We start from the raw sequence: 25957 nt of genomic DNA on the forward strand, positions 1-25957 counted from the left end.
TGTCTAAGGAAACGAATTTACCAGACACGCCCTAATGGAGATGGGATGACCGGACAAACCCTATTCTGCCTTTTGGGTCACTTCTTCTCGTACGGTGATGTGCAATTCGTCCAATTGCCGTTCATCAACCGGCGACGGTGCTTCCGTCATCAGGCAGCTGGCGCTGGCCGTTTTCGGGAACGCGATGCAGTCCCGCAGGTTACTCCGGCCCGCCAACAGCATCACCAAACGATCGAATCCGAAGGCGATGCCACCGTGCGGCGGTGCCCCGTATTCAAAGGCTTCCAGCAAGAAACCGAATTTTTCCCGCGCTTCGTCCATTGACAGACCCAACGCTTCAAACATGGCCTCCTGCACTTCCCGACGGTGGATCCGTTGGCTGCCCCCGCCGATCTCATATCCGTTGAGCACCATGTCGTACGCTTGCGCCCGAACGCGGCCTGGGTCGGTTTTCAACAACGGAATATCCTCTTCCACCGGCATGGTGAATGGATGGTGCATCGCGTAGTACCGTTTCGTTTCCTCGTCATATTCCAGCAGCGGAAATTCAGTGATCCAAGCGAACCGGTATGCGTTCGGGTCGATCAAGTTCAGATGTTTACCCAGCTTCAGCCGCAGTTCGCCCAATACATGGGCCACCACTTGGGGCCGGTCGGCCACGAACAGAAGCAAGTCGCCCGTTTCTGCTTCGGTCGCCTCGCGAATACGATCCCATTCTTCCTCGCTCAGGAATTTGGCGACAGGACCTTTGCGCCCCTCCTCTTTTACTGCCAGCCAGGCGAGACCTTTGGCTCCCAGCTGTTGTGCCGTTTCTCCCCAGCTGTCGATCTCTTTTCGGCTCCAGCCCGCACATCCTTTGACATTGATCGCTTTGACCTGGCCGCCTGCGGCCACTGTGGAGGAAAACACCTTAAATCCGCTGTTTCTCACGATCTCGGACAGGTCGACGAGTTCCATGCCAAAACGCAGGTCCGGTTTGTCCGAACCGTATTTCTCCATCGCCTCCCGATAAGTGATCCGCGGGAAGGGACGCTCCACCTCCACCCCGATCGTTTCACGGAAGAGCGTCGCCACCATCTCTTCCATCATCTCCAGGAAGGCTTCCTGCGGCAGGAACGACGCTTCGATATCGATCTGGGTAAATTCGGGTTGCCGGTCTGCCCGCAAATCCTCATCCCGGAAACATCGGGCAATCTGGAAGTACCGCTCCATCCCCGCTACCATCAAGAGCTGTTTGAACAATTGAGGCGATTGGGGCAAAGCGTAGAATTCGCCCGGATGTACCCGACTAGGAACCAGATAGTCACGTGCGCCTTCCGGTGTGCTCTTGGTCAACATGGGTGTTTCCACTTCGATGAAACCGCGCTCATCCAAGAAACGGCGCACCACTTGCATCGCACGGTGACGAAGGATCAGCGTCTGTTGCATCACCGGCCGCCGGAGATCGAGATACCGGTATTTGAGCCGTACCGGTTCGTCCACGTCCACCTGATCTTGAATGACAAACGGCGGTGTTTTGGCCGGGGTGAGAATTTCGATCTCCTCGGCCTGCACCTCGATTTCCCCCGTCTCCAGCTTGGGGTTGACCGTCTCCGGCGAGCGGTTGATCACTTTTCCTCTGACCGCCAATACGTACTCGCTCCGGACCTTTTGGGCAATTTCCACAGCGGCGGGCGATGTTTCCGGATTGCACACCACTTGTACCAATCCGGAGCGATCGCGAAGATCGAGGAAGATCAATCCGCCGAAATCGCGTTGTTTATGAACCCAACCGTTGAGGACGACTTCCTGACCCACATGTTCTTTTCGCAACTCACCGCAATGATGCGTTTTATGCACGCTCTCCATCCCTTAATACCTCCTACCGCTTGCTTCCCTGGCGGATGTAGTCGACGAATTGATCCAGGTTGACCGTTTCCTGTTCGCCTGTGGTCATGTCCTTGACCACAATCTGGTTTTGTTTCAGTTCCTCTTCTCCCAAAATGGCTACAAATCGGGCATTCATCCGATCCGCCGCCTTCATCTGCGCTTTGAGTTTCCGCCCCAGATAATCCCGGTCCGCCGAACAACCGGCCTTGCGGAGCGATTGCAGAAGTGTGACCGCTTTTTCTTGGGCCTCATCTCCCAGCGTGACCAGGAAACAATCCAGACTCCGATCCAGCGGGAGTGTCACACCTTGCTCCTCCAATGCCAACAGCACACGCTCCAGTCCGGTGGCGAAGCCGATGCCGGGCACGTCACCACCACCGAATTCCTCCACCATACCGTTGTAGCGTCCGCCGCCACCGATTGTTGATGCTTGCGCACCCAGCCCTTCCAGCATATATTCAAACGCCGTCCGGGTGTAATAATCCAATCCGCGCACCAGCCGAGGATTGACGGTGTAATCGACGCCCAGCAGATCCAGGTGCCGTTTCACCGCTTCAAAATGCGGCGCACACTCGTCGCACAACACGTCCAACACGGCTGGAGCGCCTTCGGTGATCTGCCGACAGGTCTCGTTTTTGCAGTCCAAGATGCGCAGCGGGTTCCGCTCCAATCGCGACTGGCAATCCCGGCACAGCCGGTCTTTGTGGGGTGTGAGATAAGCCACCAATTTCTCCCGGTGCACCGGTCGGCATTTCGGACAACCGACGCTGTTCAGGTGAACGGTGACGCCCTTCAGGCCCACGGCCTCAAAAAAATGGGCACCGAGCGCGATCACCTCGGCATCCGTTCCGGGATCATGCGAACCGAAAACCTCGAGACCGAACTGGTGAAACTGGCGCATCCGCCCCGCCTGCGGCCGCTCGTACCGGAACATCGGTCCGATGTAAAACCACTTGGTCGGCTGAGGCTGACCATATACCTTGTGTTCCACGAACGCCCGCACCACGGCCGCTGTCCCTTCCGGGCGCAGAGTGAGACTACGTCCACCCCGGTCTTCGAATGTGTACATCTCCTTCTCGACAATATCGGTCGTCTCTCCCACTCCGCGTTGGAACAACTCGGTGTGTTCAAAGATCGGCGTTCGAATTTCGGAAAAATGATAACGCCTGCACACATCGCGCGCTTTTTCTTCGACGTATTGCCATTTCTCCACTTCTCCCGGCATGATGTCTGCCGTGCCGCGAGGAATGCGTACGTTCATCGGTACTGCCTCCTTTTTCTCGATCCCAATAAAAAATCTCCCGCCACTGACGATACTGTCAGGGACGAGAGATTGGTTTTCCACCATCACCCGCGGTGCCACCCTGTTTGAAGACACCCGTCATCAACGGTGCGTCTCCCACTCGAGGCCGATATAACGTTCGGCAAACGTTCGGGTCTACTGTCCCCCAACGGGAGTTCGCCCCGAAACCTCCGGGTGTCATTCCCCGCCACGTGACAGAAGGACGCTTCCAGCCAAGGCGTCCTCTCTCTGACTGCCCGTTTGACGGGTACTTGTCCCTTCATCGATGTTGACCGTGTCGGGTTTTCGTCGGATATATCCGTCCATTTCATTCGCTCGATTAGCAATAAATTTTAATGGAAGGGAAACGGCTTGTCAAGAGATCAGTCGCGAGTATGTGAATCTATCACGAGAAAGTATCGACAACGTCCTTTCCCCACGTTTTGAAACCGGTGCGACACATCCGCCTCGAAGTACAGGGAGTCTCCTTCGGCAAGCCGATAGGTTGAAGAATCCAACGTCACTTCCAATTCTCCCTCTTCCACATATACCACTTCCGTTACGCCGGGTTGGTGGGGCGGAAACACACCGGTATCCGTTCCTTCCGGGAGCACATTCATCACCAACTCTACCCCTTTTGACGGAAATGCAGGTGACAACACATGCCGTTCGACCCCCGTCTCTTCCTCCCGGTATACGGGACGTCGGTGCTTCGGGATCAGGATCGTCTGCCGCCGGGGCTCCTCCCCCAACAGTTGCGACAACGTGACGCTCAACGCTTCCGCGATTCGACATGCCACCTGTACGGTGGGATTTTTCACCCCGCGCTCGATTTGGGACAGCATGGATGGACTGACTCCGGACCGTCGTGACAGCTCATGCAGGGATAGACCTTTTTGCATGCGGTGATGACGGATGTTGTCTCCTAGCGACACGAATCTCATTCCCTTCAAATCCTTGCATGGGGGGATTGTTCCCCATGATAAACTATTATACACTATAGCAAACAAATCAATACAAGATGGGGGAAAACAAATGAACCGTCCGGTTACCAAAGGGATGTTTTACGGTGGTATCGGTGTGGTCAGTTTCAGTCTTACGTTGCCTTTCACCCGCATGGTCGTCGCCCATTGGCCCCCTGTTTTCGTCGGACTGGGCAGGGCAGTGATCGCAGCGCTTTTGGCAGGCATCCTATTGTGGGTCAAACGAGCCCCTCTTCCGAAACGCAGTCAATGGCAACCACTTTTCGGCGTTGCCCTCGGTGTCATTATCGGCTTTCCTGTATTGAGTGCATGGGCCATGACCCGTGTCCCTTCCTCTCACGGTGCCGTCGTTTTGGCTTTGCTGCCGTTAGCGACTGCCGGTTTGGCCGCATGGCGAGCAGGAGAACGGCCATCCCGACTTTTTTGGGTCTGTAGTGCGGGCGGATGTCTGATTGTGTTGTGGTTTGCATGGCAAGATACGGGTTTGGGCGAATGGCGCACCGCAGACTGGGCATTGCTGGGGGCGGTCTTGTCCGCCGCTTGGGGATATACGGAGGGTGGAAAACTGTCCCGTGAGATGGGTGGCTGGCAAGTGATCAGTTGGGCATTGGTTCTTTCGTTTCCGATGCTCATCGTTCCGACGGTGTGGATGATCATCCCTGGGATGATGGACGTATCACTGCGCATATGGGGAGCATTCTTATATTTGGCAATAGTGAGCCAATTTCTCGGCTTTTTCTTCTGGTATACCGGACTGGCCCAAGGCGGCATCGCCCGTGTAAGTCAGCTGCAATACCTGCAACCGTTTTTCACGATCTTGTTTTCGGCGGTGATGTTGGGGGAAATGATCACATGGCAAACCGCCGTCGCAGCGCTGGCGGTCGTCTTGCTGGTCGTTTACGGCAAACAGGCGGCGAACTCTCCTTCCAGACAAAGAGAACATCGCAATGCAGAAAATGAACGCTTGTAACAAGGGATTGGTGTTACAGAGTGTTTGTTCGTGTTCCAAGTTGGAGCGAGTTCCGATTTGTTCCTTTTGAACCGGGCGCGCCTTTTTCCGCTCGCCCCGTTTTGCCTGGTGCAAAGGTTGCTCGCCGGAAAAAGGCTACCCCGCTCACTTGGAGTAATCAGTGACCAGACCGCTCTAAAGATAATGGTGAAATCGATCCCGTTAACCGTGCAACAGCTTCCATGCGCCGTGTACCAGTACGGTCATTCCGATCGCCATTGCATCTTCATCGATGGTGAATCGCGGGTGGTGGTGCGGGTATACGGCTCCCTTGTCCGGGTTTCCGGCACCAATGAAGAGAAACGTTCCCGGTGTCACTTGTTGATAAGCGGAAAAATCTTCACCGCCCATCGACGGCTTCACCCGTTCGATTACTTCTTCCCCCAACGCTTCGACGACTGCTTCTTCCACCGTACGCGTTACCGATTCATCGTTGATCACCGGATGATACCCTCGTTCAAATCGCAGTTCGTATTGGGCACCGTGCGCAGACGTGACACCACGGATAACTTGTTCGATCCACTCGGGCGCCATCTCACGGAGTGAAGGGTCGAAAGTGCGAACCGAACCGACAATCTCCGCTTTGTCTGGTATGATGTTGTGCTCCGTTCCCGCATGAAATTCGGTGATGGACACCACCAACGAATCCAGCGGATCAGTCCTCCGGGATACCAAGTGTTGCAGATTGGTCACCACCTGGGCGCCAACAGCGATGGCATCGACCGTTTGATGCGGAGAGGCAGCATGTCCTCCTTTTCCTTGAATCGTGAGGCGGAACAAATCCGGAGCCGCCATCATCGGACCATACGCCACGCCCACTTTCCCCACCGCCAACGGTGTCCACAAATGGGCGCCAACAACGGCATCCACACCTTCCATCACCCCTGCACGCACCAAATCGCGGGCACCGCCGGGAAATTTCTCTTCGGCGTGTTGGAACAAAAACCGCAGCTCCCCGGTGATGAGTTCAGTCATCTTCGAAAAGATTTTGGCCACACCCAGCAACATGGCCGTATGCCCGTCATGCCCGCACGCGTGCATCACCCCCGGGTTGCGGGAAGAGAACGGCACACCGCTTTCCTCCTGAATGGGCAACGCGTCCATATCCGCACGCAGGGCGACGGTTTTGCCAGGCTGTTTTCCGATCAGCCGGGCCATCACGCTCGTCGGTGTCGGCCGGGTGACGACCAAGCCGGGAAAAGTTTGCAACGTCTCATATACAAACTGGGATGTCTTCTTTTCTTGAAAGGACAACTCCGGATTTTGATGTAAATGTCGACGCCAAGTGATCACTTCGTCCCGCAACCGCTCAACATCTTGGGAAAAGCGACCGGAAAGGGTGGTCGACATGGCCACTCCCCCTTTTCATGAATCATTTTTATTTTCTATCCATTTTAACAGAAAATAGCCGCTTCCTGGAAGCGATGGCTATTGACAAACCCAGCGGTTTTTCCGCTGGGTTTGCATACCATCGATCTTTCCGATGCCACCTTCTGTGGAAAAATTGCGAAATCCCCTTTCATTCCTCTTACATACCAAATATAACGATTGGAAATCATCCTGCCAACGAAAAAGTCTCACCGCGTCAAGAGGCGGTGAGACTTTGGTTTAACTCCGAACAGCCAATCGTTCCCCGTAGGCCTCAGAGAGGGCGCGCAATTTTTCCGGGATCATCGTCCGGTACGTGTCGATATAGGCTTGCGGTTCTTTCGGGTTGGACCAGCGGCTCACCTTGGACGTTCCCGGCGGGATGATTTTGCTTACTGCCCCGCATCCCAATCCGATGATAGTGTGCCGCTCTTCCATGATGATAATGTTGTACAGACTTTCGTGGCCGGGCAACGCGTAACCGACATTTTCCTGGTTGCCCAAGATGTTTTTCTGCCGGTACAGATAATACGGAACGTACCCCTCTTGCTTGGTCCACTCCCGGGCCAGGTTAACCATATCGGCTACTTCGTCCCGTTCTGCCACCCGATATTTCCGTTTGTTCTGGGTCATGGTGGAACCGCGTTTAAATGACAATGTGTGTACGGTGAGCGATTCGGGTCGCAACTGTTCCACGATGCGCAGGTTTTCCCGGAACGTCTCCAAACCTTCACCTGGCAAGCCGATAATCAGATCCATATTAATGTTGTTCATGCCCATCTCACGGGCCAGTGCGAATTTGGTCAGTGTCTCTTCCACCGTATGGTGACGGCCGATCGCCTTCAGTGTTTCGTTTCTGAAACTTTGTGGGTTGATACTGATCCGGTCGACTTGCCATTTCTTCAGCACTTGCAGTTTTTCTTCATCAATCGTGTCCGGGCGGCCGGCTTCTACCGTCCACTCCCGTACACCGTCAAACGCACGGAACGACCGCTTCATCTGAGAAAACAACGAATCCAATTGCTCCGCGGAAATGGAAGTGGGCGTACCCCCGCCAAAATACACGGTCGTAATCGGCAATCCCTGCTCGTTCAACCAGTCGCCCACCGCCGCAATTTCTTCGTGAAGGCCTTCCAAAAACGCGGTGACCGAACCGTTTCGTCCCTGGATCGCATAAGCGGGAAAGGTGCAATACGCACACTTGGTAGGACAAAACGGGATGCCGATATAGAGACTAACCTCTCGATCCAGCTCATACAAATCCGGCAAAACCGCCAGTTGTCGGTCGACGATCTCCTCCAGCAAGGCGATTTTCTCAGGCTGGATCAGATACTCCGTTTGCAAGAGACGACGGATTTCTTCCTTCCCATGACCGCGCAACAATAGCATGTGGAACAGTTTGGTTGGGCGCACGCCGGTCAAAATCCCCCAAGGCTGCACCACACCTGTGGCTTCCTGCAATACACGCAACCAAGCATGATTGATCGTCTGTTTCACTTTTTTGCGACGCTCCCGACCGATCAGCGTCGGTGGGACTTGTTTGGTATGTGACGCCGACCATCGTTGCCCGTCTTCCGGGTCCGCCATCTCCACAGCCGCCGCCACAGTATCGCCGCGATCTTCCACCCGGATGGCCAGATTGATATCCGGCCGCTGTTCCTCGTTCGCCACCACTTTCGCCTCGCCAAAAAACAAGCCGGCAATGAGTTCAATATCCCGATAAAAGGTGTCATCCACCCCAGATATGCGAATCCGTTTCATCTCGTTCGCACACGCTCCCGTACCCGGTATCGTGCACGTTTCCTCCTTTATCATCATCTTTTCTCAGTCTAGCTGAGACAACGGAAGAAATCAATGTATCCGGGTCAACGGCTTCGTGGTGGCTTCGACAAAACGGACGGAAACGAAAGGAAAAAAGTGCGGCGGTCAACCTCGTTTTCTTCCACGGGTGGATGTGAACGGTTGTGCGGATCGGCGGAAAGATGTTGACATCCTTGTCGGATTACCGCTCTCTCTTTGGGCGACCTGCGCAAAGGGATCCCTCCTCCCTGAGTGATCGCCTTTAATGTTCCCTGTTTGCCAAAAAAGATCGACGGTCGTCCAAACGGATATTGGTCTAGCGTGAGGGAAACAAAAAAGCCGGTTGTCCAGAAGACAACCGGTTTTTTCTCAACCCAACAGTTGCTCTACCTGTGCGACCACACGATCGACGGTGAAGCCGTATTCTTTCATGACAAGGGAACCCGGCGCGGATGCACCGAAACGATCCACCCCGATCACGGCTCCCCGTTCGCCGACGTAACGATCCCATCCCATCGGATGTGCTGCTTCGATGGCGACGCGCACAGAGACTTCTTTAGGCAGAACGGATTGACGATATTCTTCGGATTGTTGATCAAACCGCTCCCGGCAAGGCATGCTGACCACACGTACGTGAATCCCTTTTTCGGCCAATTGTTTCTGCGCCTGCACCGCCAAGCTGACTTCGGAACCAGTCGCGATCAGGATCGCTTGCGGACGACCGTTCGTCGCTTCGGACATTACGTAGGCACCACGCCGCACGCCGTCTTTGGCCAATTCGGCCGTTCCTTCCAACACCGGCAAGTTTTGCCGCGTCAGGATCAACGCCGTTGGACCGTCCTGCTCTTCCATAGCCAGACGCCAGGCTGCCATTGTTTCATTGGCATCCGCCGGGCGGATGACTTTCAAGCCCGGAATGAGGCGAAGAGACGGGATTTGTTCGATCGGTTCGTGTGTGGGCCCGTCTTCCCCGACTGCGATGCTGTCGTGGGTAAAGACATAGGTCACTGGCAGCTGCATCAGGGCCGCCAATCGGATGGACGGACGCAGATAGTCGGAGAACACCAGGAATGTGGCACCGTACGGACGGACACCGCCGTGTAGCGCCATCCCGTTGAGCGCCGCACCCATACCGTGCTCACGTACACCGAACCACACATTGCGCCCTGTATAGTCTTCGGCGCCGAAAATCCCTTCCTCTTTCATCGTCGTATTGTTGGACGAAGCCAGGTCAGCCGAGCCGCCAAACAGGGTCGGCACATTTTTGGCAATGGCGTTGATCGCTTCACCGGACGCTTTGCGGGTGGCCATCCCTTTGTCATCCGCTGGGTAGACTGGCAGGTCGCAATCCCATCCTTCCGGCAGTCGACCGGCAATGGCCAGATCCAGCTCTGCGGCCAGCTCCGGATACGCCTCGCGGTACGCTTTCATGAGACGGTTCCACTCTGCTTCCGCCTGTTTAGCTTTTTCTTTCCATTCGGCGAAGTGTTGGCGCACTTCCTCAGGAATAAAGAACGGCTCGTCGTAAGGCCAGCCGTATTCCTTCCGCACCAACACTGCTTCTTCTGCTCCGAGCGGCGCCCCGTGCACTTTGTGCGTACCCGCTTTGTTGGGGCTGCCATACCCGATGGTGGTTTTCACCTCGATCAAGGATGGGCGATCGGTAACGGCTTGCGCTTCGCGAATAGCCGCACTCAACGCATCCAAATCATCCTCATCTTCCACTTTGAGCACATGCCAACCATAGGACTCGAAGCGTTTTTTCACATCTTCGCTGAACGCTAGCGCCAGTTCGCCGTCCAGTGAAATGTCATTGGAATCGTACAGAACGATCAATTTGCCTAGTTTCAAATGACCTGCCAACGAAGCGGCTTCTGCGGCCACACCTTCCATCAGGTCGCCGTCGCTGGCGATGACGTAGGTATAGTGATCCACGACCGGGAAGTTCTCCCGGTTGAATTTGGCCGCCAAATGGCGCTCCGCCATCGCCATCCCCACAGCCATCGAAATCCCTTGACCGAGCGGGCCGGTTGTCGCTTCCACACCCGGAGTGTGACCGTATTCCGGGTGACCCGGTGTCCGACTGCCCCATTGTCGGAACTGCTTCAACTCTTCCATGGGCAGATCATAACCGGTCAGATGCAATAAGCTGTACAGCATGGCGGAACCGTGTCCCGCGGACAAAACGAAGCGGTCGCGGTTGAACCATTTGGGATTGTCCGGATTGTGACGCATGAATTTGGTCCACAGTACATAAGCCATCGGCGCCGCTCCCATCGGCATGCCGGGATGGCCCGAGTTGGCCTTTTCCACCATGTCGATCGACAGCACGCGAATGGCGTTGATGGCCATCTTTTCGATTGGGTTGGATGTGGTCATCTCGATTGCTCCTCCTCACGTATCCCACACGTTCTGTGACTGCCCAGATTATTATATCACAGTGTGACCGGGGTTTACTTTGGCTTGCTTTCCAACAGAATGGTAACCGGTCCGTCATTGATCAGCTCCACTTGCATCATGGCGCCGAACACGCCCGTTTCCACCCGTACGCCGTGTTCTCTGAGCAGTTGGTTGAACCGGTCATAAAGGACGACTGCCTTTTCCGGTCTGGCCGCAGCCATAAAATTGGGCCGACGCCCTTTTCGGCAATCACCATACAGCGTAAACTGCGAAACCGATAAAATGCTCCCTTTCACATCCACCAGGGAGCGATTCATCTTACCTTCTTCATCTTCGAAAATCCGCAGGTGTACCACCTTTTCCGCCAAATATCTCAGGTCATCTTCATCGTCGCTGTCAGTAAACCCAACCAGCAGAACCAAGCCATGGTCGATTTCGCCGACAATATTGCCCTCCACTTTGACCCGGGCTTCCTTCGCCCGTTGCAATACGATCCTCACAAGCGCCCTCCTGTTCTACCTACTGCATGATGCGTCGCACACTGTAGATATCCCGGATGCGTTTGACCCTTTCCACCACTGACTGCAAATGATGAATGTTTCGGATCAGCAAAGTCATGTGAATCTTGGCCATTCCGTGGCGATCAGCCTTGCCGCTGACGGCGGTCAAATGCGTTTTGGTTTCGGATACGGCTTGCAACACTTCGTGGAGCAATCCCCGTCGATCCAAACCGGAAATCTCGATATCCACATGATAGGATTGCTCACCTTCGCCTTCCCATTCCACCCCGATCATGCGTTCCGGTTCGACTGATTGGATGTTGGGGCAGTCCTTGCGATGAACGGACACACCGCGTCCCCGGGTGACAAACCCGATGATCTCGTCGCCCGGTACGGGGTTGCAACAGCGGGACAGGCGCACCAACAGGTTGTCCACGCCCTTGACTCGAACGCCCTGCGCCATTTTTCGGCGCTGGGTTGGCATGTTTTTCACTTCGGGAAGAACGACGGGTGCCGCATCTTCTTCCTGCTTCAAGCCTTCCGTCAGCTTGTTGACAACCTGTGCCGTGGAGATGCCGCCATAACCGACAGCGGCATACATATCTTCCTCATCTTGAAAGTTGAACTTGGCAGCCGTTTCTTTCAACCTTTCGGCCGTCAGCACCTCGCTCGGGTTGAAATCGTGTTTTCTCAGAAGGGCCTCGATCATCTCCTGCCCTTTGGCGACACTTTCCTCTCTGCGCTGCTTTTTGAACCAACTGCGGATCTTGTTGCGGGCATGGGACGACTTGACGATCTTCAACCAGTCTTGGCTGGGACCGTAACTGTGCTTCGAGGTGAGAATTTCCACTATATCGCCTGTTTTCAATTTGTGATCAAGCGGTACAATCTTTCCGTTTACCTTGGCGCCGATACACTTATTGCCCACTTCGGTGTGGATGCGGTAGGCAAAATCCAACGGGACCGATCCGGCCGGCAGTTCGATGACATCCCCTTTGGGCGTAAACACGAACACGGAGTCGGAAAACAGATCCATTTTCAGGTTTTCCATGAACTCCTTGGCATCCTTGGCCTCTTGCTGCAATTCCATGATTTCACGGAACCACTTCAATTTATCCTCAAAGGAACCTGGTTGGTAACTTTGCCCTTCTTTGTATGCCCAGTGAGCCGCGATCCCATATTCGGCCGTTTGGTGCATCTCCTTGGTCCGGATCTGAACTTCGATCGGTTCTCCTTTCGGGCCGATTACGGTGGTATGCAGCGACTGGTACATGTTGGGTTTGGGCATGGCAATATAGTCTTTAAACCGGCCGGGCATCGGTTTCCATATTGTGTGAATGATCCCCAACACCGCATAGCAATCGCGGATGGTGTCAACGATGACACGAACCGCCAGCAAATCGTATATCTCGTTAAACTGCTTGTGCTGGGTCACCATTTTTTTGTAGATACTGTAAATGTGCTTGGGACGACCGGAAATATCCGCTTCAATTCCCGTTTGTTCCAACCGTTCCCGGATCGTTTTGACCACTTGTTCGATATATTGCTCACGCTCTGCCCGTTTTTTGCGCATCAGATTCACGATCCGGTAATACTGTTGGGGATTGAGATAGCGTAGCGCGGTATCCTCCAACTCCCACTTGATCCGGGAAATACCCAGACGATGAGCCAACGGGGCGAAAATTTCCAAAGTCTCGTTGGCGATGCGCCGTTGCTTTTCCTCGGGCAGGTGCTTCAGCGTGCGCATATTGTGCAATCGGTCAGCCAGCTTGATCAGGATCACCCGGAAGTCCTGCGCCATCGCCACGAACATCTTGCGGTGGTTTTCCGCCTGGTGTTCTTCGGTCGATTTATAATTCATCCGGATTTTCAGTTTCGTGACGCCGTCCACCAACTGTGTCACCGTTTCCCCGAACTCTTCTTTCAACGTATCCAGCGTCACACCGGTATCTTCCACCACATCGTGCAACATGGCAGCCATCAGTGTGATCGCATCCATCTGCAAATCGACCAGGATTTCAGCCACAGCTACCGGATGGTGGATATACGGCTCACCTGATTTGCGAAACTGGCCTTCATGCGCTTGTTTCGCAAATTCATATGCTTTCTTCACCTTTTTCAGATCTTCTTCACTGAGATATCGTGCCGCTTTCTCCAAGAGCTGCTCTATCGGCATTGCCAGCTTCACCCGTTCAATATCCAAAGTTTTTCCTTTAATTATCTATTAAGGCAGATGGAAAGTAAAGAGGCGGTGAGAGATTCTCAGAGGATTGACATAAGCCCGGCACCGCAGGGATGGTGGCTAACCCTCAAAGGGTGAGGCGCTTCATCTGCTTATGCCTGTAAAATGGAGGAAAAATCAGGGGAAGACTGTTGGAAATATTGTGGCAGCGATTGTCAATCGTGCCGGGTCGTCTCCCATCTTTCCGACAATGCCTTGAAAAGATGAGAGACGACGACTTCTGGCACTTCAATTCCATCAGATCGGTCATTTATCCGTCTTTTCTTTGGAATGTTCCGCCTCACGCCACGTGAACAATTTCGTATTTCTTCTTAGATGAATGAGTACGGCGGAAAAAACGATTGCTGCAAACAGCACCATGCCGTATTTGAGGTATTCCTCTGTTCGGTACATGATAATCGGTGCCACAATGACGCCACCGTACGAAGCGATTTCAAAGCTCCATAACAGCCATTTCCACACACGGTATAAATAACTGCGAAAATGAATATCTCCAGGTTGGAACAGCTCCCGAAACAACAGCACGATCAGGGAGACCATCCACAAAATCATCGCGGTGAGAATAATGCGTCCAAAACCCGCAATCAGTGCTTGAAAAAAATCATGCAGCCATTCCATCATGGCTCTCTCCTTTTTGCCGTTCTCATGCCTAATAGTATATCATAGCATGTCTTTGTTTTAACACAATGCCAAGATTTTTTCACAGCACAGGGGTCGGAGATGATCCCGACCTGGGTGAAGCCGTCTCCCGGCGAGAGACGGCTTCTACGGGATCAATGCAACCGCCACTCTTTGAGTCGTTTCTCCCATTCTTCTTTTTTCTTTCTCAGTCGCTCCTTCAGCCGCTTTTCTTCACTCTTCCACAAATCTTTCAGGCCTTCCTTGATCTTTTTGGCTGCCTTCTCCTCCGGTGTTTGTGGTTTGGGCTTGGGGCTGCGATCGATCTTGGGCGGTTTGCTTAGGTGAATGGTGTCCAGACGGAACGCCTTGGCGGGTTGGTCTTGCAGTGCACGGGACATCATTTCCCGGAAAATGATTGCCGCACTGTCCCCTGCGGCAGTTCGGAGAAAATGATGCGCGTCCGTTTTGTCGTAGCCGAGCCATACCGCTCCCACCAATTGCGGCGTGTAGCCAACGAACCAGTTGTCCTTGTTCCCCTCGTTCATACCCGGCATTTGCGTGGTGCCGGTTTTTCCGGCCACTTCCCTTCCTGGAATTCGCGCTTGCTTTCCGGTTCCTTCCAATACGACGCCGCGTAACATGTAAGTGATGGACTGCGCCACTTTTTTGCTCGTCACCCGTGTCACTTTTTTATACCAGCGTCCCAATGTTTCTCCATCCGCCGTCTCGATTTTGCGGATGGTATGGGCTTCCACCATCAGACCGTTGTTGGGGAAAACGGAGTAGGCCTGCGCCATGCTGAGCGGCGAAGTCCCTTCCCTCAAACCGCCCAACGCCAGACCCAACTGACGATCCTCCTCGGTAAGCGGGATTTCAAACCGTTCCAGCGCATTGATGCCCTTGTCGATCCCCATTTGCTGAAGCAGCCAGACCGCCGGAACATTGGAGGAGTGGATGACGGCCTCATACATCGTCAAACGACCGAGATAGTGTCCATCGTGGTTTTGCGGGCGGTATCCGCCGAAATCCATGGGTTCGTCTTTGAGAACCGATCCGATCTGCCAACCCTGTTCCAGCGCCGGGGTGTACACCGCCAACGGTTTGAGTGCCGAGCCCGGCTGACGTTTCAATTGGGTTGCATGGTTGAATCCGCGGAAAACGTGTTCTCCGCGGCCACCCACCAATGCCCGGATGCCCCCTGTGGTCGGGTCCAACATGACGGCGCCGCTCTGGATTAGCTGGTCCTCCCTGCTTTGCGGGAACAGACTGTCGTCGTTGTACACGGTTTCCGCCGCTCGTTGCATACGAGGGTCCAGTTCCGTGTAAATGCGCAATCCTCCGTGCAGCACCTCATTAGCTGTCAGCCCGTATTTGCTGATGGCTTCCTGGATGATGGCATCTACGTACCACGGGTACTTTCCTTTGTAGGGATCCCGCTTTTTCCGCTCCAGCACGATGTCTTGGTTTTCCGCCTGTTTCATCTGCTGTTCAGTGATATAGCCCTGGTCTTTCATCAGTCGCAAAACGACATTCCGCCGCTCCATCGCCTGATTGAAATGCTTGTAAGGAGACAGAGCGGAAGGCGCTTTGATCATCCCCGCCAGCATGGCCGATTCCCCCAGGGTCAGCTGGCTGACGTCCTTGCCAAAATAGGTGCGAGCAGCCTGTTTGATTCCCCATGCTCCTTCACCGAAATAGATGCGATTCAGATACATCTCAAGGATTTGATCTTTGGAATAAGTGCGTTCGATTTTCTTGGCATATAAAAACTCTTTCAATTTCCTCTCAAACGTGCGATCCTGTGTCAAAAATTCATTCTTGGCCAGTTGCTGGGTCAAAGTACTGCCGCCTTGAACCGTTTCGCCGGACAGCAAGTTGACCCACAACGCCCGCAGGGTGCCAATGTAGTCAACGCCCCCGTGTTCATAGAACCGACGATCCTCAGTGGAAATGACCGCATGGATCAAGTGAGGGGGAATTTGCCGGAATTTCACCCCTTCCCGGTTGGACAGCATAATCTTGCTGGCCACCCGCCCATAACGGTCATAGATGATGGTCGGCTGATCCACCGGTTTGGCCAAGGAGTCGACATCAGTCATCGCGATCGCGATATTGATACCGATCAAAAAGACGATAACGAAACCGGCCAATCCCCATGTCAGCCACCGAACCCATGGTTTGACCCACTGACGGGACAACCAGCTTCTTACAAGTGTGATCTTTTGAGTTTTCATCTCCTCTCCTCCACTCCCAGGGTGTTGCGGTTCAAGGCCCGGCAAATTCCTTTTGTCGGACGGCCGCAACACCCTTGTTCACATTCTCTTTCATCCATAACGAGATTTTGATCATTTTGGTTTTTCCCGTTCATGCTTCCATGAAACGGATGGAATCTCTTGTTTCGGCTGCCGGGCAGATCTCCCGAAAATCGCAGGCGGCGCAACGTGCGCCTGGACGGGGTTCAAACCGGTTCGGGTTTTCTTCGTCCATCAACCATTCGGCTACCGTGTGCAATTCTTCCTCCGTTTTCCGGATCAATTCGGGCGTGACCTCCACGGTAACTTCACGGTTGGCACGAAGAAACACCAGTACCACCTGCCGAGGCAACACGCCCCACTGACGATGGGTAGCCCACGCGTAGAGACGCAATTGCGGCTCGTACTCCCGGGCCAGCACATCCCAACCATAATCGGTCGCTCGGTTGGTTTTGTAATCAACCAATTCCCATTCGCCGTTTTCGTGCTGGATCAGACGGTCGATAATCCCTTCCACTTCCAATCCGGCGACACGCTGGACAAAAGGTACTTCCTTCCAATCCTTCCGCTTGGGTCGAAGATGAAAACGGCTGTCCAAGTAAGTTTGCAACAACGGGCGAACTTCGTCCCACAATGCGGGGATGTCTGCCCGATACCCATTGTACTCGGCCACCGCGGACCGATATACCTCCATCAACTCTTCCGCCCGGACAACATCGTCGGGACAGCACTCGATCACGCGGTGGACCACACTTCCGATCAATGTGGACGACAACGGCACGGGCGAGACTTCCTCATTCGACTCCGTGGTATTCCGCTCGGTTTCCAACTCGGTCGGGACGTTAATCCACCGTTTGTAAAGATATTTGCGCGGACAATTGAACAGCGTCATCAGATCGGTCACACTGATACCCAAACCGTCACGCTCCGTCAACCCGCGCGACTCCATCAGCGCCCACGCGGAGTCGTCCGAGTACCCATGCCCGCCACTTTCCCGTTCAAACCAAGTGCGGGACGTCAACAGCACGGAGTCCAACTCGGTATGAGCCGACGGCAGGGCGGCCGCCTCCCCCGCTTCCACCCTGCGAACGCGAATCCACGTTTCCCCGTCGGGAAATGTCCATTTTCCCGTTTCTTCATCGATGTTCTCCCAACCCAGCACACCGTCCAGCCATTGGCTCCACGAATCGACGGAAAGGAGAGGCTCTCCTTTCTTGGCCTGCTTGTGTTCTTCCGGCTCCCCACTCAGCACGAGCCGTTGCTTGGCCCTGGTGACAGCCACGTAAAACAGGCGGACCGATTCCTCGATTTCCAACTGTTCTTCCCGCTCCCGGAGTCGACGCCAGCGATAGGTTTCCCGTTTATCCCCATGCGGGGTGCGCAGACGGACCGCCAACCCCGCTTCCGCATCCCCCAACAGCTCCGATGTCGGGCGGTTGCGACGCCAGGAGAGATCCGGTATGAACACGACGGGAAACTCCAAGCCTTTGGCCTGGTGGATGGTCATCAGTTTCACACTGTCGCCGTCGTCGGATTCCACCGGCGCTTCCGTTTCCGGAACAGGTTCTTCCCGAAGACGATCCATCATCCGCAAAAAAGAGGTCAAAGAAAATGCCGCTGTATCGCGCCGGGTACCAGCCAAACGGATCAGCTTGTCCAAATTGGCATTGGCCTGTTTGCCGGACGGCGTCCCCCACACCACCAATCGGTAATCGCTCTCGTCCAATAAAAACCGGATCAGCTCCGACACCGGTACACGTCCGATCCGCAAACGGGCTTGTTCCAACAGTGCCGCAAAACGGGACAATTTCATTCGCTCCGCTTCAGCGAGGCCATCCACTTCCAACCAAGACGCCGGTGGCATCGACCAGGCCCCCGCCTGGGCCAACAGAAAGAGGGTTTCGTCCGAAACCGCACAAAACGGGGATCGCAACACACCCACCAACGAGAGGACATCGTCCGGATCGTGCAAAAACCTGAGGAAATGAAGCACATCCAGCACTTCCTGCCGGTCGTAAAACCCGCGCCCTTTCACCACATAAAACGGTACCCCCGCTTCTGCCAACGCCCGTTCATAACATTTAACATGGTTCATGGCTCGAAACAAGACAGCAATCTGACCGGGACGCGTCCCCTCATCGATCATCTCCCGGATGCGCCTTGCCAACCAATAGGCTTCCCGTTCGTGCCGATCCTCACGTTCCCCCTCTTCCGCTTCGGGAATGACCAAACACTCCACGCAGGGCGGCTTGGTATCCATACTGCCTTGTGCCGTTGCCGGTTCGTACACACTGGCAGAGTCAAGCTGACCAGACATCAACCGGGAGAACAAAGCATTGACGAACGCCACCACATCAGGATGGGAGCGGAAATTATCCCGCATGGAAACGGCTTTCCCGCCCTCGGACAACAGTTCCGTTTTCGTTTTTCCGAACACGGATACGTCAGCGCCTCGAAACCGGTAGATCGACTGCTGGGGATCACCGACAACGAACCGTTTACCCGGGATCGTCCGTCCGTCGGGTTCCCGGCAAAGCAAATCGATCAGCCGCTTTTGCAGTTCGTTGGTGTCCTGAAATTCGTCCACCATCAGATACCGAATCCGCCGACTCACTTCCAAACGCACATGCGGATGGACTTCCAACAGCCGACAGGCGCGCAATTGCAATTCGTCGAAATCCAACCCGCCCAACTTTTGTTTCACCGATTCGTATGCTTCGTGCAGATGGGAGACCGCCCACAGGACGGCGTCGATCAACCTGCGCTCTTCCGGGAGTGACAGCCATCCGTCCACGACTTCATTCAGTCGCTGGAGGGTCTGTTTCATCCGGTCCCGCGGCCGGAGGATCTCTTCTTTTCGCCCCCAGTTCCCGCTCAACAACATTTCCAACCGCGTAAGTACATCCCGTTTCTCCATCCGGGAACCCGCTTTTAGCCAACGCCGTTCCAGTTCCGGCCATTCCGTCTGGAACGCTTGGACGCGTTTTCCGCCCGTGATTTCCATCAACGCGCGCCCGGCAGATAACAACGAGAGCGACGCCTCCCGTTCTTCTTCGCCTAATCGATCCTCCAGTTTCTCCAAATCCCGATACGTCCGCTCCGTTAACTCACCAGGCCCCCAGCCCATGCCCGTCATCTGTCGGTACAACGCGGCCAATTCGCGAGCCGCACGGGTGAGTCCCACTCCGGTCACCCATGTCTCCCACGCCCGTTTCACTTCCTCACTCAGTTCGGTTGTTTGCGGCACGGCGGAAACCGCCCGTTCGGCGGCATTCGCCAGACACCAGGCCACTTCCGTCTCATCCATCACAGTAAAATCGGGATCCACGTCGGCCTCGATCGGATATTCCCGCAGCAAGCGGGCACAAAACGCGTGGATCGTCATCACGCGGGCGCGTTCCATTTCCGACAGAAGGCGATACCACCACGTTTCTTCGGCGGTGTTATGTTTCCGGGCCGATGCCAGCCGTTCCGCCACTCCCTGACGAATACGCTCTTTCATCTCCGCGGCGGCTCTCTCCGTAAAGGTGATGGCGACGATGTGATCCAGGATATCGGGATCATCCGAATGGGTGGACAAGATGCGCAGGTATCGCTCCACCAGTACCCGCGTTTTGCCCGATCCAGCACCGGCGGAAACGATACAGTCCACATCCAGTGTGTTGATGGCTTCCCATTGTTCCGGTGTAAACGAGTGGGTCATTCCTCTCCTTCCCCTTTCTCTGCCGGTGACGACGTGACATCCCAACGGCATATTGTCCGGTGGGGGCAATGTGACGGGCACTCCCAGGTCGGGTCGACCGCAAAATCCCCATGTTCAACTCGACGAAGCTGCCGGCTGAGCCGCTCTCCGATTGCTTCCATCGTGTTCGTCCATTCCTTTTCATCCATCAATCCCTTCACCCGCGCATGGATGCCCGTGCGTTCCGTCGCTTCTTTCCGCCACAATCCTTGGTTTCGGTTGTTGGTGGGCGGTTTGCCGTTCTGCCGGGTGCCTGGTGTATAAAATGCTGCTCCCACAGCTTTGGCGGGGTCCAGACCCAACACTTGCTGCACCGCCCAGAGGAACAACGGCAATTGCAGGTACGCTCCTTCTCTGATCCGCTTGGGATCGGCGACTGTACCCGATTTGTAGTCATACACGGCATAATAGCCCTCTTCATCCACATCGACCCGATCCACTTTTCCACGCACTCGGATCGTCACATCTCCCGGCAGGTGAATCGGTACTGGGTGTTTGGTTGATTGTGGGTCCATTTCACCACGGTGGATCAGGTTTGGATCGGTCATGCCGAAGGACAGCTCCAGATGAGCCGGACGCATGCCGGAGCCGCCGCCCACCCCGCGCCAATGCCATTCATGTGACAAAACAGCGGACAGCTGCTGTTTGAGCCGCTCCTTCTCCACAGCCAAACGAAAAGGGTCGCGAGACAATGCTTCGGCCTCGGTCAACAACTGGTCAAACAACGCGTCCACCAGCACATCCAACCGTTCCATCGCATTCTCCCACGTATCCGGCGAAAGGCGTACTTCCTCCCATCCGCGCCAAAAGCGGCACAACACCCGATGCCATACTTGCCCTCGATCCAGCGCTGCCCACTCCCGTCGAGCGGGCGCAGGTTCCCGTGCCTCCAACAAGTGGTCGGCAAAATAGTGGAACGGGCACTGCATCAGCTGATTCAACTCTGCTGGACTCCAGACGCGATCCTGCAAAGAAAAACCGTGTCTCTTCCACAGTGACGGCCGTAACCGGCCGGCAAATGCGGCGTCATTTCCAGAGAGACGCACACGTTCCACCCGCAGCCGCTCCAGCCAATGCCAAGTTCGTTCCGGTTGCCTGCGCGCTTCGTTTTTCAGTAATGCCATTGCCTGCTTTCTTGTTGACACAGAATCGGCTTTACCGTTTTGGGACAACAGCGAAACGGCTCGCGCCAATCCTTCTTTCCTGGAAACACACGCATCCAAACGTGCAAGGAGTATGTGGGATACATCCCGCCGTTTGTGGATCACATCCGTCTCTTTCCACACCGCCAACAGTTCCTGCAAAAACGGAGACGGCAAGCGCGCAGATCCGGATTCGTCAGCATGAGGATAGGAAAGAACCAAGTATGACTCGGCAGAGGAAGCACAAAGGAAAAACGGCAGCAATTGCCGATGACGCAACTGATCGGAAGTCATCAAGCGCACTTCTTCTTGAAGGAGACGTACTCGCTCCTCATCCGGCAACAGCCAGTCATCGTGGATCGGACGGGGCCACTTTCCTTCCGCACATCCCAGCACCCACACAGCCCGGTATCGGTCCCAGCGGATCTGGTTGGGCTCCAGGATGCGAAGACCGCCACGACGACCAGGTTTTTTGCGCACCCGTTTCCGTATCGCAGCCCGTTCCAGCATGCCGGCCAACGTGCGCAATTCCAATGCTTCCCCGGCAAATCCAGACGGGTCGACGTGTTTCCATTCCTGAATGATTTCCCTGACCAAGGTAAAAGCCTGCATCTCTTCTGCCAGAAACGGCAACATGCGCGGGTCTTCCGCCAACCTGCGATACCGGGACGGCTGTTCCAGCTCATTCACCCATGATTCCAACCACGCCAACCAATCCCGCCACAAAGCATTCAACGGGATACTTTCCACCCAGCGATACAAAGACATCAAGCCCAACCATACCGTCTGGTCCGTCTCGTTTTCGTTCTCGGCCCGGCCCATGAGCGATTCCAATTCCGCCAAGCTCTGTGGTGCATCCCAACGTTCGTATGCCTTCAACCACAACCGTCGATCGGCCTCACTTCCCCACGGAACAAACGGGCTCTGCATCAGGGCAACACGTTCCTCTTCCCTTCCCATGCGCACGGCCATTGCCGTCAAGATGGTCTCCATTACCGGATGATGGCGCAGCGGTACCGTCAACGGCACTGCTACGGGCAATCCTGCCTCCGACAACGCCCGTACGAGCGGGGACAAGTATGTATCCAGATCCGGTACGATTAAAGCCACATCCGATAACGATCCGTTTTCCTCAAACAACCATCGTTTGACACTGCCTGCCACCATTCGGGTCTCCTGCTCCACACCAGGCGCGGACAACACTTCCACTGCGCCGTTCGCCGCTTGTCGTTCCGGACGAACAGCAAACGCCGTGTGGACCATATGTTCCAATGCAGGTACCCGACCTTCCTGGGACGGTTCAACCGAAACTTGTCGTACGGCAAAGCCGCGTTGCCGCAAGCGTTCCGTGGTCTGCTCCGTCTCTTTGAACAAACGGGGACGCGTCCCGTCCCAAACCAAATGCAGCTCAACGGGGACACCAGAGGTGACAAGTTGGATCAGCAATTGTTCCTGCAGAGGAGACAGATCGTGAAAATGTTCAGCAACCACATACTCCGGCAATCGTGCCTGTCCCTTTTGCAATGCCTGTAATGCTTGGTAGTAAGCCTCCTCGTGGTCAAACGCTCCGCTTTTCGCGAGCAACCGTTGATAGGCCGAATAGATTCGCGCCAATTCACGTTCTTTGGGACCGCGATCATGCCAAAGCGCCATCAGACGTTCGGGCAGTACGCCGGAACGCTTGATTTCCCCGATCCAAGTCTCCATCTTTTTAATCCAACCCGGACGCGATTTCCATCCGCGAAAGTATGTAAACGGTTCTTCCCGATCAGCAGTGCTGACAGCTTGTTGCACCAGACATTCCTGCTCGATGGCAGAAAGCAGACGTCTGCGCCGATTCTGCAACAACTCGCGGACAAACTGGTCAAATGTACCGAAATGCACATCCCGTTGATCCCGTAGGAAAGGCAGGTAGCGACGGTGAAGTTCCCGAGCCATACGTGTTCCGGGAACCAGGTAATCCACCCGTTTGCAACCGAAAAACCGAGCGGGGTTACCCCAGCCCATCCCCCATCCCGCCGAGTCAACAGGATGCAGAACAACCGTTCCCGTCATCTCGATCCCTCTTCCGTATTCGATGGTGAAATTTTTCTACATAACGCCGGTCCAACGGTGAAACGATGAAAAAAGCAGATTCTTTTCTGCATTATACCAATCCGCAAACGGAAAACCCACTGCCGAAGGAGGCATGTTCGTGAAACAACCGAAAAAAACACGCCCGACTGAATTGCAGGATGGTCAGATGGCTGCGTATCCAGCAGAAAATGACCCCCACACCCACGTTACCGCCGCGATCCAGGAGATGTGGGGACTGAATCCGCATCTGTCCGAAGCTACACAGTGGGGGAAGGAGCCGGAAGCTCCAGAAACATCTCAGGAAAAATAACCCACCCAGGGTCCCCGGTCGGGTAGCGAGCCCGTACCGAGGACCATTTTCTGTTTCATAAGGTTTTTTTACATCATTGAAATATGATCCTTTTGTCGCACGACGGGACTGCTGGTTTGCTATGTACCGAAAAATCACTTACACTCTAGATGAGAGCTGGTGTTGAACGCGGTTGCCGGACACCCCGGAGGTGATCCACGTTGAACCACATCGCGCGTTTTTTACAATCGTTGCCCCTGTTTCACGGCATCAATACGGAAGCGTTGGAAGCGGTGAGTCACACGCTGATCGAGCGAAAGGTCAAACGGGGGACAGTCGTGTGTTTGCGGGGGGAAAGAATCGACAAAGTGTTTATCGTCTACCGGGGGAAAATCAAAATATACCGAACCGACCCGGAAGGGAGCAAGATGTTCATCTCCTATTGTCTCAGCGGAGATTTCTTCCCACACTTTGGCTTCTTTCGGGAGGCTTGTTTTCATGCCGACGCCCAAGCGGTGGAGGATTCTCACCTCTTGGTCATGCCCAAAGAAGACATGGAACAATTGCTCCGTACTCATCCCGAACTCACCATTCGGTTGATTCAAACCATGGGGCAGCAAATCAGCGATTTGGAACAACAACTGAACGAGTCTATCGTTCATGACGCATACGAGCGCGTGATCTTTTTACTCCTCCGTCTGGCCCGTACCGTGGGCGAGCCTCATCAACAGGGTGTTTGCCTGAAGGAGCGGTACACCAACCGGGAACTCGCGCAGATGATCGGTGCCACACGCGAAACGGTCAGCCGTGTGATGAACCGCCTGAAACGAGAGGGATATGTCCATCTGCAAGAAGGATATCTCGTGATTCACGTTCACCAATTGAAGGAGCTGGTCGATTGCCCGCACACACAAATCGGTTAGACAGAAAAAATGATGGGGTGTGATTTATTTCACATCTATTCAATCCCCTATTTGTTACAGTTAAGACATCCTGTGTGTTTTATTCGACTTTTTTCCCGCCTCCGATCCATGATTGGACTCATAGATCATTTGTCTTTGTTTTTGAAATGGAGGGAAACATAAGTGGCAACCCTGTACGAAAAGCTGGGTGGAGAAAAAGCCATTGCAGCCGTTGTGAACGAGTTCTACGATCGGATGATCAAAGATGAACAAGTCAGCCATTATTTTCGATACACAGACATGGACAAGCTCCGTAAGCACCAGATCTCTTACTTCATGAGCTATGCGCTGGGCGGTCCCCATAAATACGAAGGTGCTACCCTGCGCGAATCCCACAAGGGGATGAACATCACGCATGAGCACTACGAAATAGCGATTAAGCATTTGAACGGTGCCTTGCGCAAATACAACGTGCCGTTGGAAGACCGCGTCAAAGTGGAAGCATTTCTTCGCAGCGTCAAACCGCACATCATTAATAAATAACCGACACAGCACTCATTCTTCATCCGGTAAACCTCGTTCTCAATCAACAGCCGGCAAACGGACGAACCCGTTTGTCGGCTTTTTCACTTCTCTGGGTGAAGATAGGACCGAACCGGAACATCTTTCCATTCTCTGATCGCGTCTTCCAATCGGATGCGGATCCATTTGCGTTTGACCATGTTCATCGCCATCTCAATCGGGAAAAAACCGACATTGACCGTTTCGGGACTCAGTTGCAATGTACCGCCAACCGGCGTGCACAAAAAGACGAGACTGACCACATGAGTTCCGTTTCGACCGATGGTTTTGTACACCCCGATTAAACGAATCACTTTGACCTCAATCCCGGTTTCTTCCCGGATCTCTCTAATAACTGCCGCATCCAGCGCTTCATCCAACTCCACCACGCCACCCGGTGGTTCCCAGTGATGGTTGTCGGCACGTTGAATGAGCAGCACTCCTTTGGCATCGTCCCACACAATTCCGGCCGCTGCGACATGATGTTTGGGTAACATCCGTTGTGCCTCCTTTTTTGCTTTTTTCCCGTCACCAGACCACGGAATGATCGTGATACTTTTCCAAAATCGACAGATACAAGAACTTATGGCAGGACCGGTTGATTGATGTATGGGTAACACAAATCCGCTTTTATCTATAGAAGATCGTAGAAGGGAGAAAAAATGTTGGTGTCAGCTTCCCTTTAATATCAATATGATTGATTTCATAGTGTCGTATGTGCTCAAGTACTGTCTTTGACGAGATCGCGCTTTCAACCATCCTTCCCACCGTCGCCGTCCGCTCTCCCCCTTTCCTCTAACACAACACTACGGTTAACCTGGATACCGTACTACCGCATCCTTCCTTCCCGTCGTTCGGGAAGGCACCGGAATTGACGTTTCGGAGATCCGTCTTCTTTTTCTTTTCTTTCATCCTTTCG

At 54.4% G+C, this 25957-nt stretch carries 17 protein-coding genes and 1 other annotated feature; of the genes, 4 read left to right on the forward strand and 13 right to left on the reverse strand.

What is annotated here, in order from left to right:
• Window positions 1-60: 60 nt before the first annotated feature.
• The 3 genes from aspS to KI215_RS11355 form a co-directional block, all read right to left on the reverse strand.
• Window positions 61-1848, reverse strand: coding sequence for an aspartate--tRNA ligase (aspS, locus tag KI215_RS11345; RefSeq protein WP_212772836.1), 1788 nt, complete (start codon window positions 1846-1848; stop codon window positions 61-63).
• 13 nt (window positions 1849-1861) lie between these two features.
• The gene (gene hisS, locus KI215_RS11350; protein WP_212772837.1) at window positions 1862-3130 is read right to left on the reverse strand and encodes a histidine--tRNA ligase; all 1269 of its coding nucleotides are present in this window, start codon (window positions 3128-3130) and stop codon (window positions 1862-1864) included.
• Between the two features lie 57 nt (window positions 3131-3187).
• Window positions 3188-3444, reverse strand: a binding site (T-box leader).
• Between the two features lie 90 nt (window positions 3445-3534).
• Window positions 3535-4095 (reverse strand): helix-turn-helix domain-containing protein, encoded by a 561-nt coding sequence (locus tag KI215_RS11355; protein ID WP_212772838.1) that lies wholly within the window; start codon window positions 4093-4095, stop codon window positions 3535-3537.
• Window positions 4096-4186: 91 nt separating this feature from the next.
• On the opposite strand from KI215_RS11355, the gene KI215_RS11360 reads away from it, so the two are divergent.
• Complete coding sequence (locus KI215_RS11360; protein ID WP_212772839.1) at window positions 4187-5104, forward strand: DMT family transporter; 918 nt, start codon at window positions 4187-4189, stop codon at window positions 5102-5104.
• Between the two features lie 201 nt (window positions 5105-5305).
• Here KI215_RS11360 and KI215_RS11365 read toward each other — a convergent pair whose 3' ends face one another.
• The 9 genes from KI215_RS11365 to KI215_RS11405 form a co-directional block, all read right to left on the reverse strand.
• The gene (locus KI215_RS11365) at window positions 5306-6493 is read right to left on the reverse strand and encodes a M20 family metallopeptidase (RefSeq protein ID WP_212772840.1); all 1188 of its coding nucleotides are present in this window, start codon (window positions 6491-6493) and stop codon (window positions 5306-5308) included.
• Window positions 6494-6751: 258 nt separating this feature from the next.
• On the reverse strand, window positions 6752-8272 hold the full coding sequence (locus KI215_RS11370) for a coproporphyrinogen III oxidase (RefSeq protein ID WP_212772841.1): 1521 nt from the start codon (window positions 8270-8272) through the stop codon (window positions 6752-6754).
• A 408-nt stretch (window positions 8273-8680) separates the two neighbouring features.
• Complete coding sequence (gene tkt, locus KI215_RS11375; protein WP_212772842.1) at window positions 8681-10690, reverse strand: transketolase; 2010 nt, start codon at window positions 10688-10690, stop codon at window positions 8681-8683.
• A 74-nt stretch (window positions 10691-10764) separates the two neighbouring features.
• Window positions 10765-11211 (reverse strand): D-aminoacyl-tRNA deacylase, encoded by a 447-nt coding sequence (dtd, locus tag KI215_RS11380; protein WP_212772843.1) that lies wholly within the window; start codon window positions 11209-11211, stop codon window positions 10765-10767.
• Window positions 11212-11230: 19 nt separating this feature from the next.
• Window positions 11231-13387 carry a RelA/SpoT family protein gene (locus KI215_RS11385; RefSeq protein WP_212772844.1) on the reverse strand — a complete coding sequence of 719 codons (2157 nt, stop codon included), beginning with the start codon at window positions 13385-13387 and terminating at the stop codon, window positions 11231-11233.
• A 312-nt stretch (window positions 13388-13699) separates the two neighbouring features.
• The gene (locus KI215_RS11390) at window positions 13700-14071 is read right to left on the reverse strand and encodes a hypothetical protein (RefSeq protein ID WP_212772845.1); all 372 of its coding nucleotides are present in this window, start codon (window positions 14069-14071) and stop codon (window positions 13700-13702) included.
• A gap of 155 nt (window positions 14072-14226) precedes the next feature.
• Window positions 14227-16308, reverse strand: coding sequence for a transglycosylase domain-containing protein (locus KI215_RS11395; protein WP_212772846.1), 2082 nt, complete (start codon window positions 16306-16308; stop codon window positions 14227-14229).
• A gap of 130 nt (window positions 16309-16438) precedes the next feature.
• The gene (locus tag KI215_RS11400; RefSeq protein WP_212772847.1) at window positions 16439-20029 is read right to left on the reverse strand and encodes a UvrD-helicase domain-containing protein; all 3591 of its coding nucleotides are present in this window, start codon (window positions 20027-20029) and stop codon (window positions 16439-16441) included.
• Window positions 20026-23265 carry a PD-(D/E)XK nuclease family protein gene (locus KI215_RS11405; RefSeq protein WP_212772848.1) on the reverse strand — a complete coding sequence of 1080 codons (3240 nt, stop codon included), beginning with the start codon at window positions 23263-23265 and terminating at the stop codon, window positions 20026-20028. Before KI215_RS11405 ends, KI215_RS11400 begins: the two co-directional genes overlap by 4 nt.
• Before the next feature lie 139 nt (window positions 23266-23404).
• Here KI215_RS11405 and KI215_RS11410 point away from each other — a divergent pair, with 139 nt between their 5' ends.
• The 3 genes from KI215_RS11410 to KI215_RS11420 all read left to right on the forward strand — a co-directional run bounded on the left by KI215_RS11410 (window position 23405) and on the right by KI215_RS11420 (window position 25020).
• A complete protein-coding gene (locus KI215_RS11410; protein WP_212772849.1) occupies window positions 23405-23596 on the forward strand; it encodes a hypothetical protein in 192 nt (63 codons plus the stop codon).
• A gap of 200 nt (window positions 23597-23796) precedes the next feature.
• Window positions 23797-24498, forward strand: a complete 702-nt coding sequence (locus KI215_RS11415; protein ID WP_212772850.1) for a Crp/Fnr family transcriptional regulator — start codon at window positions 23797-23799, stop codon at window positions 24496-24498.
• Window positions 24499-24660: 162 nt separating this feature from the next.
• Entirely contained in the window at window positions 24661-25020 is a 360-nt protein-coding gene (locus KI215_RS11420) for a group I truncated hemoglobin (RefSeq protein ID WP_212772851.1), read from the forward strand.
• Between the two features lie 83 nt (window positions 25021-25103).
• On the opposite strand, the gene KI215_RS11425 is transcribed toward KI215_RS11420, so the two are convergent.
• A complete protein-coding gene (locus tag KI215_RS11425; RefSeq protein WP_212772852.1) occupies window positions 25104-25535 on the reverse strand; it encodes an NUDIX hydrolase in 432 nt (143 codons plus the stop codon).
• Window positions 25536-25957: the final 422 nt, after the last annotated feature.

Source organism: Polycladomyces abyssicola, from assembly GCF_018326425.1.
GTDB lineage: Bacteria > Bacillota > Bacilli > Thermoactinomycetales > JIR-001 > Polycladomyces > Polycladomyces abyssicola.